Below are 14,847 nucleotides of genomic sequence, written 5' to 3' on the forward strand. Positions count from 1 at the left end.
CCATTGCGTCAGCTAATACGCATTGGGATTGGCTGAGAGTTCCTCGGCAGTGACCTTGCCCCTGAGTACGCGATACACCCACGCCGTGTAGGCCAGGATGATCGGCATGAAGACGGTGGTGGCCAGCAACATGATCCACAGCGTGAGGCGGCTGCTGGAGGCATCCCACAGCGTCAGGCTGGCACTCGGTGCAGTGGACGACGGCAGCAGGAACGGGAACAGCGCAAAGCCCACGGTAAAGACGATGCCGACGATGGCGCTGCCCGACGCAATGAACGCCAGGCCGCCGCGTCGCGCGCGCAACAGCACTGCGCTCATTGCGAGCCCGAGCAGGCCGAGCAGCGGCGCCATCAAGGTGGCCGGCATGCTGCTGTAGTTGTGCAGCCAGCCACCAGCGGCCGTGAGTGCTGCGGTCTTGGCCAACGGATTGGTCTGCGCATCGGTCGCCAGCACCGATGTCACCGCATAGCCCGGCAAGCCAAGCGCCACCCAGACACCGGCTGCAGCAAACAACGCCAGCGCAGCCATCGCGGCGGTGCTGCCGACACGCGCGGCACGGTCGGCCACCGGTCCATCGGTCTTGAGCACCAGCATCGCCGCGCCGTGGGCGATCAGCATCGCCACGCTGAGCAGGCCAGCGAGCAAGGCAAACGGCTTCAGTAGCCCGAACAGATTGCCGGTGTAGAACGTGCGCATGCTGTCGTCGAAATGGAACGGCACACCCAGCACGACATTGCCAACCGCCACACCCATGATCAGCGCCGGAATCAAACCGCCGACGAACAATGCCCAGTCCCATGTACTGCGCCAGCGTTGATTCACCAGTTTGCCGCGGAACTTGAAGCCGACCGGCCGCAGGATGAGCGCAAACAACATCACGAACATCGCCAGATAGAAACCGGAAAAACTCACCGCATACAGCGGCGGGAACGCGGCGAAGATCGCGCCGCCGCCCAGGATCAGCCATACCTGATTGCCTTCCCAGACCGGGCCGACGGTGTTGATCGCCAGCCGGCGTTCGGCATCGTTTTTGGCAACGAACGGCAGCAGCGCGCCGACACCCAGATCGAAGCCGCCCATCACTGCGTAACCGGACAGCAGCACGCCGAGTAGCAGCCACCAGATCACACGTAAAGTTGTGTAGTCGAGCAATACGAAATCCATCACGGTCTCTCCTGGGTTACGGTGCGCTGCCGGCCACGGCGCCGGAGCTCAACGGTGGGTGACTCAACGGGTCATGACTCATCGGGGCATGACCTTGCGGCAGGGAAGGCGACGCGCTGGGTTGCGTCGGCGGGAACAGTACGTCCGGGCCACTGTGGATGGTCTTGAGCGACAACTTGATCGCGATCACCAGCAGCGTGGTGTACAGCGCTGTAAAGCCCACCAGCGTCAGCACGATCTCGTACAGATCCAGACCCGATGCGGCGTAGAACGTGGGCAACACGCCTTCCACCGCCCACGGTTGGCGGCCGTACTCGGCCACGAATCAACCGCATTCGATCGCGATCCACGGCAGCGGCAGCGTCCACACCGCCAAGGTCAGGAACCAGCGCTTTTCCTGGAAGGTGTGTTTGCAGGCGAACCAGAACGCAATGGCGAAGAAGGCGATGAGATAGATGCCGATGCCGGCCATGATGCGAAAGGTCCAGAACAGCGGCAGCACGCGTGGCACCGTATCCATCGCCGCCTGCGCGATCTGCTCGGGCGTGGCATTGCCGATATCGTCGCGGTAACGCTTCAGCAGCAAGCCGTGTCCCAGGTCCTGCCAATGGGCGTCGAAGACCTTGCGCGCTTCGGCATCATTGGTGTCGGCGCGGATACGCTGCAGCGCGCCGTAGGCGATCTGCCCACCGCGGATGCGATGCTCGGCACGCCCAACGAGTTCCAGGATGCCGGGGATGGGCGTATCCAACGAACGTGTGGCGATCAGCCCCATCAGATACGGAATCTTGATCGCGTAGTCGTTGCGATGGGTCTGCTGATTGGGAATGCCGAAGGCAGTGAAATCCGCCGGCGCGGCTTCGGTTTCCCACATCGCTTCGATCGCGGCCAGCTTCATTTTCTGGTGCTCGTTGGCGGCGTAGCCGCTCTCGTCGCCCAACACCACCACCGACAGCGACGACAGCAGACCGAAGGCCGCGGCCACTGCGAACGAGCGGCGCGCCATCTCGGCGTGCTTGCCGCGCAGCAGGTAAAACGCGCTGATCGACATCACGAACACTGCGCCGAGCACGTAACCAGCACTGACGGTATGCACGAACTTGGCCTGCGCCACCGGGTTGAACAGCACCGCCATGAAATCCACCACTTCCATGCGCATGGTGTCCGGGTTGAATACCGCGCCGGTCGGGTTCTGCATCCAGCCGTTGGCGATCAGGATCCATAGCGCGGAGAAGTTGCTGCCCAAGGCCACCAGCCAGGTGGTGATCAGGTGCTGCACCTTGCTTAGGCGATTCCAGCCGAGGAAAAACAGGCCCAGGAAGGTCGCCTCGAGAAAGAAGGCCATCAGCCCTTCGATCGCCAGCGGTGCACCGAAGATATCGCCCACGTAATGGCTGTAGTACGACCAGTTCATGCCGAACTCGAACTCCATCACGATGCCGGTGCCCACACCCATGGCGAAGTTGATGCCGAACAGCACGCCCCAGAACATGGTCATGCGCCGCCAGATCGGCTTGCCGGTCATGACGTAGACGCTTTCCATGATGCCGAGCAGGAACGACAGGCCCATGGTCAGCGGTGGAAAGATGAAGTGGTACATCGCGGTGACTGCAAACTGCAGCCGCGAGAGTTCGACAACGGTCGAGTCGATCATGGCGGGGTGGCCTGGTTGAGTATCGGTGAGCAACGTGGCCGATCATCTGCCGCCGCTGCGTTACGCGCGTTGATTCAAATCAATGCGGCCCCGATCGCGTGCGGCACACTGTCCATCCCGCAGTGGACAGTGGCGACTTGGAGCAGCTAACAAAACTACTGTGCAGCCGCCAGGCGGGCGCGGCCGGTGCTCGGAATCGGCATGTACCACCTGTACACTCCGGTTCCTCCGCGCCGTCCGCACCCACCTGACGACTGCTCGCGACGTTTTGTTAGCCGCTCTTACAATCGCCTGCGATGCACCGCCTGAAGAGAGCCATGTGAGCCAGCCCAGCGTGCAAGCCAGCGAAACGCCCGCCCAGCGCCGTCAACGCGGCCAATGGCTGGATGCGCTTGCCGCACCCGCTGCACGGGCCCGGCGGCTGTCCGGTGTGGCGGTGGCGCTGTCTGGCGTGTTGTTGCTTGCGCAATCGGCGGCCATTGCGTGGTTGGTGCAGGCGGTGCTGGTGCAGCACCTGGCGCTGGCGCAGCTGCGTCATGTGGGCATCGGGTTGCTGCTCGCAATGCTTGGGCGCGCCGTGCTCACGGGGTGGGCGCAATCGCTGACCGGCGAAGTGGCCGATGTGGCCAAGCGCGAACTGCGGGTGCGCATTGCGCGTCGGCTGATGCAGCATGGGCCGCTGTGGTTGCGCCGGCAACGCAGCGGTGAACTGGGCGAGTTGAGCCTGGCGCATACCGATGCGCTGGAAGGTTACTTCGTCGGTTATCAGCTGGCGCGCACCGAGATGCTGCTGGTGCCGCCAGCGATCCTGATCGCGGTGTTTTCGGTCGACTGGGTGGTGGGCCTGGTGTTGTTGCTGACCGCGCCGTTGATTCCATTCTTCATGATGCTGGTGGGGTGGGGCGCAGAAGCCGCAGGCCGCGAGCAGCTCGGCGAGCTGGCGCGGATGGGCGGGCACTTTGCCGATCGTCTGAAGGGGCTGGGCTTGCTGCGTGTGTACGGGCGCGGGGAGGCCGAATTGGGCGGTATTGCCGCAGCGGCCGAAGGCGTGCGCGAGCGCTCGCTCAAGGTGCTGCGCATCGCGTTCCTGTCGTCCACGGTGCTGGAATTCTTCGCCTCGGTGAGCGTGGCCATCGTGGCCTTGTACTTCGGTCTGAGCTATCTGGGCATGCTCGATCTGCACGGGTTGCCGTCGCTGGGCGCGGGCATGTTCTGCTTGCTGTTGGCGCCGGAATTCTTTGCGCCGTTGCGGCGTCTTGCAGCGCATTACCACGACCGTGCCAATGCGCTGGCCGCCGTGACCGAGGCCGAGCGGTTGCTGGAAGGTTTTGTGACCGAAGCCGATGCCATTGCCCCAGTTGCAGCGCCGCCGCCGCGCGCCTTGGAGCCTGCGCAGGCGCACGGGCCGTTGCTGCAGGCACGTGGTCTGGCGCTGCGTCCGCTTGGCGCGCCGCACACGGTGATCACGCAGTTTTCGCTGGACCTGCAGCCTAGTCAGCGCGTGGCGGTGATCGGTGCCAGCGGTAGCGGCAAGAGCACCTTGCTGGAAGGGCTGGCCGGCTGGCTGTCACCGGAAGCGGGCAGTGTGGTGCTGCGCCCGGGCACGCGTGTGGGCTATGCCACGCAGCGGCCGTATCTGTTTCACGGCAGCATTGCCGACAACCTGCGGCTGGCCGATCCGCAGGCCAGCGATGCGCAGCTGCAGGCAGTGGCCGATGCGGCGCAAGTCATGCGCTTTGCCGCGCAGCTGCCGGCGGGCCTGGACACGGTGATCGGCGAACGCGGCTTTGGCCTGTCCGGTGGCGAAGCACGACGTGTGGCATTGGCGCGGCTGCTATTGCGCGCGCCGGATCTGCTGCTGCTGGACGAACCCACCGCGTTTCTCGACCCGGACACAGAAGCCGAATTGCTCCGCGCACTCGGGGTACTCGCACGCGGCCGTGCAGTGGTAGTGGCGACGCACAGCCCTGCAGTGATGCGCTGGGCCGATACGGTGATCGATCTGCGTGGCACCACCGTGACGGCAAGCGCGCCATGAGCGGCGCACGCCACGATCGTCTGAGCGAGGTGTTTCGCCGGCATGTCTGGCGCTTGCTGCTGTCCGCGCTGCTGGTGCTGGTCACAATGCTGGCCGGAGTGGGTCTGTTGAGTCTGTCCGGCAGCTTTCTCACGGCGGCGGCATTGGCTGGCGTTGCAGGCATGGGGGCAGGCTTCAATTTCTTCTCGCCTTCGGCAGGCATCCGCGCATTGACGTTTGCGCGCATCGTGTCGCGCTATGGCGAAAAATTGATCGGCCACGATGCCACCTTGCGTATCGCCCGCGATCTGCGGGTGTGGTTCTTCCGTCGTGCGTTGCCGCTTGCGCCAGGGCGGTTGTCGGCCACGCGCACCGGCGATCTGTTGGCGCGGTTGATGTCCGACATCGGCGAAGTCGATGGCCTGAGCGTGCGCGCGCTTGCGCCGCTGACGGCGCTGCTCGGCATCTGGTTGGCCGGTACGGGTGCCGCTGCGTTGATCTATCCGCCGGCCGCATGGTTGTTGCTGGCGCTTGGTGTGCTGATTGGCGGGCTGGTGCCCTGGCAGGTGGCACGTGGTGGCGCGCAGCGCGAGCAGCTGCGCGCGCAGCAACGCACGGTGTTGCGCACGCAGGCGTTCGAAGGTCTGGAAGGTGCGGCCGATCTGGCGGCGATCGATGCGCAAGGCGCCTGGCTGCATCAGCTCGACGCCGCTGCGGCGGCCGTGATGGATGGCGACCGCGTGCAGCGCCGTCGATTGATCGCCGGCAACCTGCTGCATGCGGTGTGCGGGGCCATCGGTCTGGCCGGCATGTTGTGGCTTGCCTTGAGCGCCGCCGAGCGTGGGCTGATTGCAGCAGACATGGCCGCAGGCCTGGTGTTTCTGACCATGGCGCTGCTGGAGGTATGGGCGGGTGCCGGGCTGGCCTTGCAGGCACTGCAAAGCGCGCGCGTCGCGGCGCGGCGCCTGCAGTCCATCGTCGATCAAGCGCCGTCGGTCAGCGAGCCGGTGCAGGCAGTCGACGTGCCACGCACGGGCACGCTGCACCTGCAGCAGGTGTCGTTTACATGGCCCGGTAGCGTGCGGCCGGTGCTGCACGCGCTCGATCTGACACTGGCAGCTGGCGAACGCATCGCCATCAGCGGCGACAGCGGCAGCGGCAAGAGCACTTTGTCGGCGCTGCTGCTGCGGCTATGGGACCCGCAGGCCGGGCAGGTGAGTTACGCCGGCATCGATTTGCGTCACTGTGCACAGGCGCAATGGCATCGACGCATCGCCTGGTTGCCGCAGAACGCGCCGGTGTTTGCCGGCAGCGTGCGCGAAAATCTGGCCATCGGCGATGCAGATGCCGACGATGCCGCCATGTGGCAGGTATTGCAGCAGGTGCGCCTGCACGACTGGGCCAGAGCGCACCATGGTCTGGGCACCTGGGTGGGCGAAAACGGCGCCACGCTCTCCGCAGGCCAGGCTCGCCGTCTTGCGCTTGCGCGTGCGCTGTTACGCGATGCTCCCATCCTGCTGCTCGACGAACCCACCGACGGCCTGGACGTGGACACGGCGCACGCCCTGTTGATCGATCTGTCGGCCGCGCTTGGTCAGCGCAGCCTGGTGATGATCACCCACGACAGCGTGCCTGCCGGCGTAGTGCAACGGCGCTACCGCATGCGTGCCGGGGTGCTGGAGCCGCTGCCGTGACACGTGTTTGATCGGCGAGGGTTATCGCCGCGCAACCGCTGACTGCGGTTTATAGAGCCCGCATTACGCGGATCGATACACCGCCCATGCAAGCACCGCGCTGTTCGCGATTGCCGTGGCCCAGAAGGTGATCTGGAATGAGGTCTTGCTGGATTTGTGCCGGAACAGCGACTGCGCCAACAGCGCGCCCGGCCAGCCACCGAGTACTGCAATGCCGTGCAAAGTGGTCTCCGGCGTTCGTCGCTGGCCGCGGGTTGCCGCGTTCTTGTCGCGCCGGTAAGCGATCAGCGCCACGAGGCTGGCAACCGCGTACCAGACTGCCACCCAGACCGGCAGCAGGCCTGCTGCGACGATGCTGGCCATGCTCACCGCAAACAGTGCGGTCAACGTCTTGCGCGGCACCAAGCTGCGCGCGCGTGGCCTGGATCTGGAAATCAGCAGGCGTCCAGAAAGTCGCGCACCGCCGGGCCGAAGCGGGCGAAGTCCACCAGAAACGCATCATGGCCTTGCGGCGAATCCAGGCCGATAAAGCGCGCATCCGCGCCGCCCGCACGCAGGCCTTCGGCAATCTGTTCCTGCTGCTGAACCGGGAACAGGATGTCGGTGTTGGCGCCGATCGCCAGCGCGCGTTCGATACGGATATTTGCCAGGCCGGCCAGCACCTCGGCCTCGGTGGAGACGTCTGCAGCCGGCGTGCTGCCGATCTGCGTGCCTGCAGCCTGCGCGGCAGCGATCGAAGACCCATCCACATAATCGGCCAGATCGAACCAGTCCATCGAGCGGCTCAGATATAGATAGCAATTGGGATCGAAGAAACGCACGAAGCGACGCGCATGGCCTTCGAGATAGCTTTCGACCTGAAATTCCAGGCCGAACGGATCGTCGGCGGCCTGTTCGGAATCCAGCCGCACCCGGCCAAAGCGGCCGTCCCATTCCAGCGCCGAGCGGTAGGTGATCACGCCGAGTTTGCGTGCCATGCGCATGCCCGATTCCGGATAGCGCGTGTCGTCGTAGTGGCCGCCGTTCCAGTGCGGATCCAGCCGGATCGCTTCGCGCTGCAGCGAGCGGATGGCAATGGAAAACGGCAATGCCTGTGCGCTGCCGGAGATATTGATGTGACTGCGCGCAATGCCGGGATGCCGCAGCAACAACGCCAACGCGGTCATGCCGCCCATCGAGTTGCCGATCAGGCAGGCGAGCTGTTCGATGCCCAGCGCACGCACGACATCGGCTGCTGCATCGGCAACATCTTCGATCGACAGATCCGGAAAGGTCAGGCGATACAACTGCCCGGTGGCCGGATCGATGGACGCAGGCCCGGTGGAGCCTTTGCAGCTGCCCAGCGAATTGACGCACACCACAAACCAGCGCTCGGTATCGATCGGCTTGCCCGGCCCCAGCATCGCGTCCCACCAACCCGGCTCGGGGTTGGCCTGATTTGCGGCTGCATGCGCGTTAGGCGACAAGCCGGTGACGATCAGCACCGCGTTGCTGCGATCGGCCGCCAGCGTGCCCCAGGTTTCGTAGGCCACATGGGCCTGATGCAGCTCACCGCCGCGCTTCATCGGAAACGGCGACGGCAGTGCGTGGAATAACGTGCCTGTAGGGATGAATTCGGTCATGTCGCAATTCTATCCGGCGTGGCGGCGGGCGGCGGGGTGAATCGGGATGGGGACTCGGTTTGAGCCCTTGCGTGGTGTGATGCCAGCTTTAAAGCTGTTGATCTGCGGCTTGGTTGCAGGGCGCTTGCCCGCTCACCATCGCAGGACACGCTGCAAGTACGTCCATGTAAGCTCCGTGGCGGCATCCATGCCGCCAAGGGTCCTGCAACGGTGAGCGGACAAGGACCAGTTCAGATGGTCGGTGTGCTTGGTCAAGAGCCATGCGTGATGAGGCTTGTTGACTCATGATGCGCCGGCCCAACCTTCGACGCATGCCGAGCGACAAGCAGCTTTTCACGCGACTGCCAACCAACTATCTGGTGCGGTGTCCTTGCCGATTGCGGGACCGTTGGCGGCATGGATGCCGCCATCGAGCCCCCAGGGATGGGTTTATGGCGTGTCCCGCGAGCGGCGAGGGCACCGCGCCCTCGACTTCTTCGCATTTTGCTGCAGGGCCCTTGCCCGCTCACCATCGCAGGACACGCTGCAAGTACGTCCATGTAAGCTCCTTGGCGGCATCCATGCCGCCAAGGGTCCCGCGACGGTGAGCGGGCAAGGACCAGTCGAGACGGTCGATGCGCAGACTATCAACAGAGCAGTTGGTAACTGTCCGGCCCGGTTTGCTCGCTCTTCAACAAACCACCAGCGAACTATTTGGTGCGGTGTCCTCGCCGATCGCGGGACCGTTGGCGGCATGGATGCCGCCATCGAGCCCCCAAGGATGGGTTTACGGCGTGTCCCGCGAGCGGTGAGGGCCCGCGCCCTCGACTTCTTCGCATTTTGCTGCAGGGCCCTTGCCCGGCCACCATCGCAAGACACGCTGCAAGCACGTCTCTGCGAGCTTTACGCGGCATCCAAGCCGAGTAAGGTCTCGCGACGGTGAGCGGGCAAGGACCAGTCGAGACGGTCGGTGTGCAGGTGCTGGCATGGAATGCTGTACGTGGCGAGCAATCAGCGCCCGATCACCAACTCCACATCCGCCTTGGCCGGCAACTCCACCGTCACCGGCGCACTTTCCACATCGTCGGCCTGGCGCATGGCGTTGCCGCTACGCGACAAGCGCGCCAGCACTTGCACGGTGTCCAGCGACGACAGGGTGCGGGTCGGCATCGGGCTGTCGCCATCGTCCAGGGTGATGGTCAACGGCAGCTCGCTGAGCGTGTGCTTTTCCACCGCAACCGGCATCGGCGTGCCGGCTGCGCGTGCGATCACGAATACGCTGGTGTCGCCAGGCAGGCCGGCACGTTGCGCGAACGCCGCATCCAGCGACACGCGCACGCTGATGCGTTTGCCGGCAGATGTGTCGGCGGTGGGCGAGGGTGTCAGCGGCGCAAGTTTGGCTTCCTGCCGCGCAGCGTTGATCTGTTCGAGCAGGCCGGGCCGGGTGGCGGCGTCGACCACGCTCAGTAGCGGCTCCCAGGTTGCGCTGGCCTTGGCCGGTTGACCGGCCTGACGCTGCACCACGCCGAGAAACCAGCGTGCGCGCTGATGGTCCGGTTGCACCACCAGCGCGTGTTCGAGCAGACGCATCGCCTCCGGGTCCGGGCGGCCGCTGTCGTCGGCGAGCATGCGCGACTGCGCGGCCGCCACCAGCACGTCCGGCTCGTCCGGGCGCAGCGCCACCGCGCGCGCAAACGCGTCGCTGGCCTCGGCGAATTTCTGCTGGCTGGACAACGAGCGCCCCAACAACACCCAGCCTTCGGCCTGATCGGGGTTGCGCGCCAGGGCGGTGCGCAGCTGCACAATGGCTTCGTCCAGGGTGCGTGGCGTGGCCGGGCGGTCGGCCACCTGTTCGATCGCCGACGGTGTGCCGACCAGCCAGTACAGCGCCGCGCTTGCGGCCAGCAACAGCACCGCAACGCTGGCGGTCAGGGCGCGGGTTTCGCGCCACAGCGGGCGCAGCGCCACGCCGAAGGCGAGCAGCGCGACCACCGCAACCGCAAGGACAAAGCCGACCATCACCACTCCTGCTCATCGGCGGGCAACGCGGGCGCCGCAGCGCTGCGTCGACGCACCACAACCATCACCACCACCCCACCCAGCAGCAATACCAGCAACGGGCCGAACCACAGCAGCCAGGTGCGCGATTCCACCTGCGGGCGATACAGCACGAACTCGCCATAGCGGGCGACCAGAAACTGCCGAATCTGCGCATCGCTGCGGCCTTCGTGCATCAAGGCCAGTACCTCGCGGCGCAGATCCTGCGCAATCTGCGCGTTGGAATCGGCCAGCGACTGGTTCTGGCACTGCACGCAACGCAGCTCGGCAGTCAGCGCATGAAAGCGCGCTTCTTCGGCCGCCGAGCGGTATTGCAGCGGTGACGGATCGCCGACCGGCTGGGCCAGGGCCAGCCAGGGCAACAGCAGTAGCGTGAGCAGCCAGGCGCGCATCATTGGGGGGCGTGCAGGTCCGGTGCGGCGGTGGGCGAGCGCTCGATCTTGCTCAGCATCGGAATCAACTGAGTGTCGATGATGGATTGGGTGAGCATGCCGCTGTATTTCCAACGCACCACGCCGCGCCCGTCGACCAGAAAGGTTTCCGGCGCGGCAGCGATGCCGAAGTCGATGGCGGTGCGCCCGTCCTTGTCTGCAACCACCAGCAGATACGGGTTGCCCAGCTGCTCAAGCCAGCGCAAGGCATCGGCGCGCTCGTCCTTCCAGTTGTAGCCGATCACGCGCACGCGCTTGGTCAACGCAAAGCGGCTCAATACCGGGTGTTCTTCTCGGCAGGCCGGGCACCAGCTGCCCCACACGTTGATGATGTACGGCGCGCCGCGTAGCTCGCGCGCATGCACCACGATGCTGGGGTCGTGCAGCAGCGGCAGCGCGAACTCCGGCGCCGGTTTGCCAATCAGGGCCGAGGGCAGGGCATCGCGATCGCCCTGACCGGAGCGCACCACCGCGTAGACCAGCAGCGCTGCAAGTGCGAGCAGCAGCACGATGGCGCCCACGAGTACGGCAGTGGGCAAGCGGGGCGAACGTGACTCAACCATCTTGGATCTCCGGAGAACGACGAAAACGCCGGTCGGCCGCGGTGACCAGGCCACCGAGCGCCATCAGCAACGCCCCCAGCCAGATCCAGCGGACGAACGGTTTGAGGTGGACGCGCACCGCCCAGGCCTGATTGCCCAGCGGTTCGCCAAGCGCGACATACAGGTCGCCGAACGGGCCGGGGCGGATCGCCGCCTCGGTCAAGGTCTGCCCGCCGCTGGCATAGCGCCGTTTTTCTGCATGCAGCACGCCCACCGGCGCATCGTCCTTGAACACCTGCAGGTTGGCGCGGTCGGAGACGTAATTGGGCCCGCGCAGTTCTTCCACGGTGTCGAAGTGCAGCGCGTAGCGGCCGATTTGCACCTGCTGGCCCGGCGCCAGCGCGACTTCGCGTTGCAGGCTTAGCGACTCCACCAGCAAGGCACCGGCAAGAAACACCGCAACGCCAAGATGCGCCAGCACCATGCCCAGCATTTCGGCAGTGAACTTGCGCCCCTTGGCCGCGCGGCGGGTCCACAGAAAGCGCGCCGTGCCAAGCATCACCCACGCCGCGCCGGCCACGCCGATGGCGGCTTTGAGCTGGCCTTGCGGCGCCATAAACCAGGCCAGCACGCCTGCGGCAAGCGCCAGGCCTGCCCACGGTGCCAGCATCGCCAGCGGCCGCGATGCCTGCTCGCGCTGCCAGCGGGTGAGCGGGCCGAACGGCAGCAACGCCACCAGGGGGGCCATCAACACCACAAACAAGGTGCCGAAGTAGGGCGGGCCCACCGACAGCTTGCCCAGGCCCAGCGCATCGGCCAGCAACGGATACAGCGTGCCCAGCAGCACCATCGCGCAGGCGCAGGTGAGCAGCAGGTTGTTCAACAGCAGCAAGGTTTCGCGCGAGCTGCCGGCAAACGCGCGGCTCGGGTCGTTGCTGGCGGACATGCCCGGCGCGCGCAGAACGTACAGCAGCAATGCGCCACCGACCACGATCAGCAGAAACACCAGGATGAACAGCCCGCGCGACGGGTCGGCAGCGAACGAATGCACGCTGGTCAGCACGCCCGAGCGCACCAGAAAGGTCCCCAGCAGCGACAACGCAAACGCCGCAATCGCCAGCAGCAAGGTCCAGCTGGCAAAGCTGCCGCGTTTTTCGGTGACCGCTTGCGAATGCAGCAACGCGGTGCCGACCAGCCACGGCATGAAACTGGCGTTCTCCACCGGGTCCCAGAACCACCAACCGCCCCAGCCGAGTTCGTAATACGCCCACCAGCTGCCCAGTGCGATGCCCACGGTGAGCATCGACCACGCCACATTCGTCCACGGCCGCGTCCAGCGCAGCCAACGCGCATCCATGCGGCCTTCCAGCAGCGCGGCGATGGCGAAGGCGAACGGCACCGCAAAGCCGACGTAGCCGCAGTACAGCATCGGCGGATGGATGATCAGCCCCGGGTCCTGCAGCAAGGGATTGAGGTCGGCGCCTTCCAGCGGCACCGGCAGCAGCCGCGCGAACGGATTGGAGGTGAACAACAAAAACGCCAGGAAGCCGATGCTGATCAGTGCCATCACCCCCAGCACGCGTGCGATCACCTGCGCCGGCAACTGCCGCGACCACAGCGCCACCGCGCCGGTCCACAGCGCCAGCACCAGCGTCCACAGCAGCAGCGAGCCTTCGTGCGCGCCCCACACCGCCGAGTAGCGGTAGATCACCGGCAACAGGCTGTTGGAATTTTCGGCGACATAGCGCACCGAAAAGTCCTGCACCAAGAACGCATGCGTCAGCAGCGCGAAGGCCGCGGCGATCAGGCCCAGCTGCACCAATGCTGCCGGGCGCGCCACCGCCATCCAGCTGCTGCGCCCGCGTTGCGCGCCAGCCAGCGGCAATGCGGCCTGCACCAGCGCGACCAGCAGGGCCAGGACCAGCAGAAAGGTGCCGAGCTCAGGAAGCATGGGGAACTCGGGATTGGGAGCAGAGACGCATAGACCGCTGCCGCGAACCGGCAATCAAGAAGCGGAGCAGGCCTGACACAGGGGCGTTACCGGAACAGGTGTTTCCTGTCGTGGTGTCATGTTCGTTGTTGGAACACGCAGCTCCTGTCGCGGTGCCAGGTTGCTTGGTCTGCGCGGCCGCGCGGCGGCGTGCTGCCTGGCGGAACTTAAGCGACAGCATCAAAGACGGGTAAGCCGTCAACGCGGCACGATCCGCGCCGATGTCAGGGCTCTCACTTATCTGCGCTTGCCGGTGACCCGGTCTGCCGCCACTGCTTCCTACCGTCACTGCGTCACCTTGCCTGGGGCCACCTGGTGCTTGCGATGCGCGCTGCCCATCTTGTCGGCCACTTCCTTCGGCATATAGGTTTCATCGTGCTTGGCCAGCACGTCTTCGGCCACGAACACGCCTTGCTGCATACGACCGGTGGCGACCACGGCCTGACCCTCGCGGAACAGGTCCGGCAAGATGCGGTCATAACGCACCGCCAGCTGCGCATCGCCGTCGGTGACGCGGAACTGCGCTTCCAGCGAACCGGAGGCACGTTTGAACGAGCCTTTTTCGACCATGCCGCCGAGCCGGAACCTGGCGTGGTCGCCGGCATCGCCGCGCAATACCTCCGACGGCGTGTACAGATACGCCACGTTGCGCTGCAAGGCCATCGCCACCAGCGTGGTCGCCAGCCCGGCGGCCAGCACCAGCGCCAGCACCAGCCACAGCCGGCGGCGACGTTGCGGGTTCATCGGGTCAGCTCCGCATCGCTGGGCACCGTGCGTTTGCGCTCACGCAGGCGGCGCGCCTGCGCGATCTTTAAGGCACGACGCACCTGCCAGCGGCCGGCGATCAGGTCCCACAGCAGCACAAGTACAAACACCGCGTAGGCGGCGATCATGTAAGGCAGATAGCTCATGCCGCGCCCTCGGCATCGCGCACGATCCAGGCCTTGCCGGCCTCGCGGCGCAGGTTGTCGGCGCGCGCGCGGGTCAGCAGCGACCCGGCGAACCAGAACTTGGTGCCGATCACCATCAACCACAGCGGCAGCAGCATGCTGGCATCGATCGTCGAAGGGCCAAGCAGACGAATGCTCTGACCCTGATGCAGCGAGTTCCACCACACCACCGAATAGCGGATCACCGGCAGCAGCGCCACACCGACGATCGCCAGCAACGCGGCCGCACGTGCCGCCTGGCGACGGTCGTCGATGGCGTGATACAGGCCGATCACACCCAGATACAAGAACAGCAGAATCAGTTCGGTGGTCAGGCGCGGGTCCCAGTCCCACCAGGCGCCCCACATCGGCTTGCCCCAGATGCTGCCGGTGAGCAACGTGATCACGGTGAATGCCGCGCCGATCGGGGCGCATGCCATCGCCAGGATCTCGCACACCTTGATGCGCCAGATCAGCGCGATCGCCGCATACACCGCCATCAGCCCGAACACGAACAAGCTCATCCACGCGCTCGGCACATGGATGTAGAGAATGCGGAAGCTGTCGCCTTGCTGGTAGTCGGCCGGCACCGCAAACAGCGCCTGCCACATGCCTGCGCCCAGCAGCAATGCCGCCAGCGCGTAGCACCACGGCGCCCAGCGCGCGGTAAATCGGTCGAAGATCGGAGGTGAGGCGACTTGGTGGAACCAGCGGACGACGACGTTCATGCGATGGCGATGGCTCTTGGCGTGGCGATGGCTTTTTGC

At 65.6% G+C, this 14,847-nt stretch carries 12 protein-coding genes, 1 other RNA gene and 1 pseudogene; 3 read left to right on the forward strand and 11 right to left on the reverse strand.

The window, feature by feature from the left end; all coding sequences use genetic code 11:
• Positions 1 to 12: 12 nt before the first annotated feature.
• Both cydB and ABQZ00_RS07930 read right to left on the reverse strand, forming a co-directional pair.
• Positions 13 to 1,164, reverse strand: a complete 1,152-nt coding sequence (gene cydB / locus ABQZ00_RS07925) for a cytochrome d ubiquinol oxidase subunit II (protein ID WP_323537156.1) — start codon at positions 1,162 to 1,164, stop codon at positions 13 to 15.
• A 16-nt stretch (positions 1,165 to 1,180) separates the two neighbouring features.
• Positions 1,181 to 2,818: pseudogene (locus ABQZ00_RS07930) on the reverse strand (cytochrome ubiquinol oxidase subunit I).
• A 201-nt stretch (positions 2,819 to 3,019) separates the two neighbouring features.
• Between ABQZ00_RS07930 and ABQZ00_RS07935 the strand changes: the two are divergent.
• The 3 genes from ABQZ00_RS07935 (at position 3,020) to cydC (ending at position 6,529) form a co-directional block, all read left to right on the forward strand.
• Positions 3,020 to 3,095: non-coding RNA, sX9 sRNA (locus ABQZ00_RS07935), on the forward strand.
• A gap of 9 nt (positions 3,096 to 3,104) precedes the next feature.
• Complete coding sequence (cydD, locus tag ABQZ00_RS07940; RefSeq protein ID WP_323537433.1) at positions 3,105 to 4,856, forward strand: thiol reductant ABC exporter subunit CydD; 1,752 nt, start codon at positions 3,105 to 3,107, stop codon at positions 4,854 to 4,856.
• Positions 4,853 to 6,529 carry a thiol reductant ABC exporter subunit CydC gene (gene cydC, locus ABQZ00_RS07945; RefSeq protein WP_323537155.1) on the forward strand — a complete coding sequence of 559 codons (1,677 nt, stop codon included), beginning with the start codon at positions 4,853 to 4,855 and terminating at the stop codon, positions 6,527 to 6,529. The genes cydD and cydC overlap by 4 nt, the downstream gene beginning before the upstream one ends.
• A 63-nt stretch (positions 6,530 to 6,592) precedes the next feature.
• On the opposite strand, the gene ABQZ00_RS07950 is transcribed toward cydC, so the two are convergent.
• The 9 genes from ABQZ00_RS07950 to ccmC all read right to left on the reverse strand — a co-directional run bounded on the left by ABQZ00_RS07950 (position 6,593) and on the right by ccmC (position 14,808).
• The gene (locus ABQZ00_RS07950) at positions 6,593 to 6,892 is read right to left on the reverse strand and encodes a DUF1294 domain-containing protein (protein WP_323537154.1); all 300 of its coding nucleotides are present in this window, start codon (positions 6,890 to 6,892) and stop codon (positions 6,593 to 6,595) included.
• 71 nt (positions 6,893 to 6,963) lie between these two features.
• The gene (gene metX, locus ABQZ00_RS07955; protein ID WP_323537153.1) at positions 6,964 to 8,151 is read right to left on the reverse strand and encodes a homoserine O-acetyltransferase MetX; all 1,188 of its coding nucleotides are present in this window, start codon (positions 8,149 to 8,151) and stop codon (positions 6,964 to 6,966) included.
• Positions 8,152 to 9,141: 990 nt separating this feature from the next.
• The gene (locus ABQZ00_RS07960; RefSeq protein WP_323537152.1) at positions 9,142 to 10,149 is read right to left on the reverse strand and encodes a tetratricopeptide repeat protein; all 1,008 of its coding nucleotides are present in this window, start codon (positions 10,147 to 10,149) and stop codon (positions 9,142 to 9,144) included.
• Complete coding sequence (locus tag ABQZ00_RS07965; RefSeq protein WP_055852113.1) at positions 10,149 to 10,583, reverse strand: cytochrome c-type biogenesis protein; 435 nt, start codon at positions 10,581 to 10,583, stop codon at positions 10,149 to 10,151. The genes ABQZ00_RS07960 and ABQZ00_RS07965 overlap by 1 nt, the downstream gene beginning before the upstream one ends.
• Positions 10,580 to 11,182 (reverse strand): DsbE family thiol:disulfide interchange protein, encoded by a 603-nt coding sequence (locus ABQZ00_RS07970; protein ID WP_055852116.1) that lies wholly within the window; start codon positions 11,180 to 11,182, stop codon positions 10,580 to 10,582. Before ABQZ00_RS07970 ends, ABQZ00_RS07965 begins: the two co-directional genes overlap by 4 nt.
• Positions 11,175 to 13,112, reverse strand: coding sequence for a heme lyase CcmF/NrfE family subunit (locus tag ABQZ00_RS07975; RefSeq protein WP_323537151.1), 1,938 nt, complete (start codon positions 13,110 to 13,112; stop codon positions 11,175 to 11,177). Before ABQZ00_RS07975 ends, ABQZ00_RS07970 begins: the two co-directional genes overlap by 8 nt.
• A 324-nt stretch (positions 13,113 to 13,436) precedes the next feature.
• Positions 13,437 to 13,895 carry a cytochrome c maturation protein CcmE gene (gene ccmE / locus ABQZ00_RS07980; RefSeq protein ID WP_055852120.1) on the reverse strand — a complete coding sequence of 153 codons (459 nt, stop codon included), beginning with the start codon at positions 13,893 to 13,895 and terminating at the stop codon, positions 13,437 to 13,439.
• Positions 13,892 to 14,062 (reverse strand): heme exporter protein CcmD, encoded by a 171-nt coding sequence (locus ABQZ00_RS07985; RefSeq protein WP_323537150.1) that lies wholly within the window; start codon positions 14,060 to 14,062, stop codon positions 13,892 to 13,894. The genes ccmE and ABQZ00_RS07985 overlap by 4 nt, the downstream gene beginning before the upstream one ends.
• Complete coding sequence (gene ccmC, locus ABQZ00_RS07990; RefSeq protein ID WP_055852126.1) at positions 14,059 to 14,808, reverse strand: heme ABC transporter permease CcmC; 750 nt, start codon at positions 14,806 to 14,808, stop codon at positions 14,059 to 14,061. Before ccmC ends, ABQZ00_RS07985 begins: the two co-directional genes overlap by 4 nt.
• Between the last annotated feature and the right edge of the window lie 39 nt (positions 14,809 to 14,847).

This window comes from Xanthomonas sp. WHRI 10204 (genome assembly GCF_040202875.1).
GTDB lineage: Bacteria > Pseudomonadota > Gammaproteobacteria > Xanthomonadales > Xanthomonadaceae > Xanthomonas.

Excerpts from the sequence above, each read along its gene's own strand:
- cydB (WP_323537156.1), bottom strand. The coding sequence starts at position 1,164 with ATGGATTTCGTATTGCTCGACTACACAACTTTACGTGTGATCTGGTGG.
- cydC (WP_323537155.1), top strand. The coding sequence starts at position 4,853 with ATGAGCGGCGCACGCCACGATCGTCTGAGCGAGGTGTTTCGCCGGCAT.
- ABQZ00_RS07950 (WP_323537154.1), bottom strand. The coding sequence starts at position 6,892 with ATGGCCAGCATCGTCGCAGCAGGCCTGCTGCCGGTCTGGGTGGCAGTC.
- metX (WP_323537153.1), bottom strand. The coding sequence starts at position 8,151 with ATGACCGAATTCATCCCTACAGGCACGTTATTCCACGCACTGCCGTCG.
- ABQZ00_RS07960 (WP_323537152.1), bottom strand. The coding sequence starts at position 10,149 with ATGGTCGGCTTTGTCCTTGCGGTTGCGGTGGTCGCGCTGCTCGCCTTC.
- ABQZ00_RS07965 (WP_055852113.1), bottom strand. The coding sequence starts at position 10,583 with ATGATGCGCGCCTGGCTGCTCACGCTACTGCTGTTGCCCTGGCTGGCC.
- ABQZ00_RS07970 (WP_055852116.1), bottom strand. The coding sequence starts at position 11,182 with ATGGTTGAGTCACGTTCGCCCCGCTTGCCCACTGCCGTACTCGTGGGC.
- ABQZ00_RS07975 (WP_323537151.1), bottom strand. The coding sequence starts at position 13,112 with ATGCTTCCTGAGCTCGGCACCTTTCTGCTGGTCCTGGCCCTGCTGGTC.
- ccmE (WP_055852120.1), bottom strand. The coding sequence starts at position 13,895 with ATGAACCCGCAACGTCGCCGCCGGCTGTGGCTGGTGCTGGCGCTGGTG.
- ABQZ00_RS07985 (WP_323537150.1), bottom strand. The coding sequence starts at position 14,062 with ATGAGCTATCTGCCTTACATGATCGCCGCCTACGCGGTGTTTGTACTT.
- ccmC (WP_055852126.1), bottom strand. The coding sequence starts at position 14,808 with ATGAACGTCGTCGTCCGCTGGTTCCACCAAGTCGCCTCACCTCCGATC.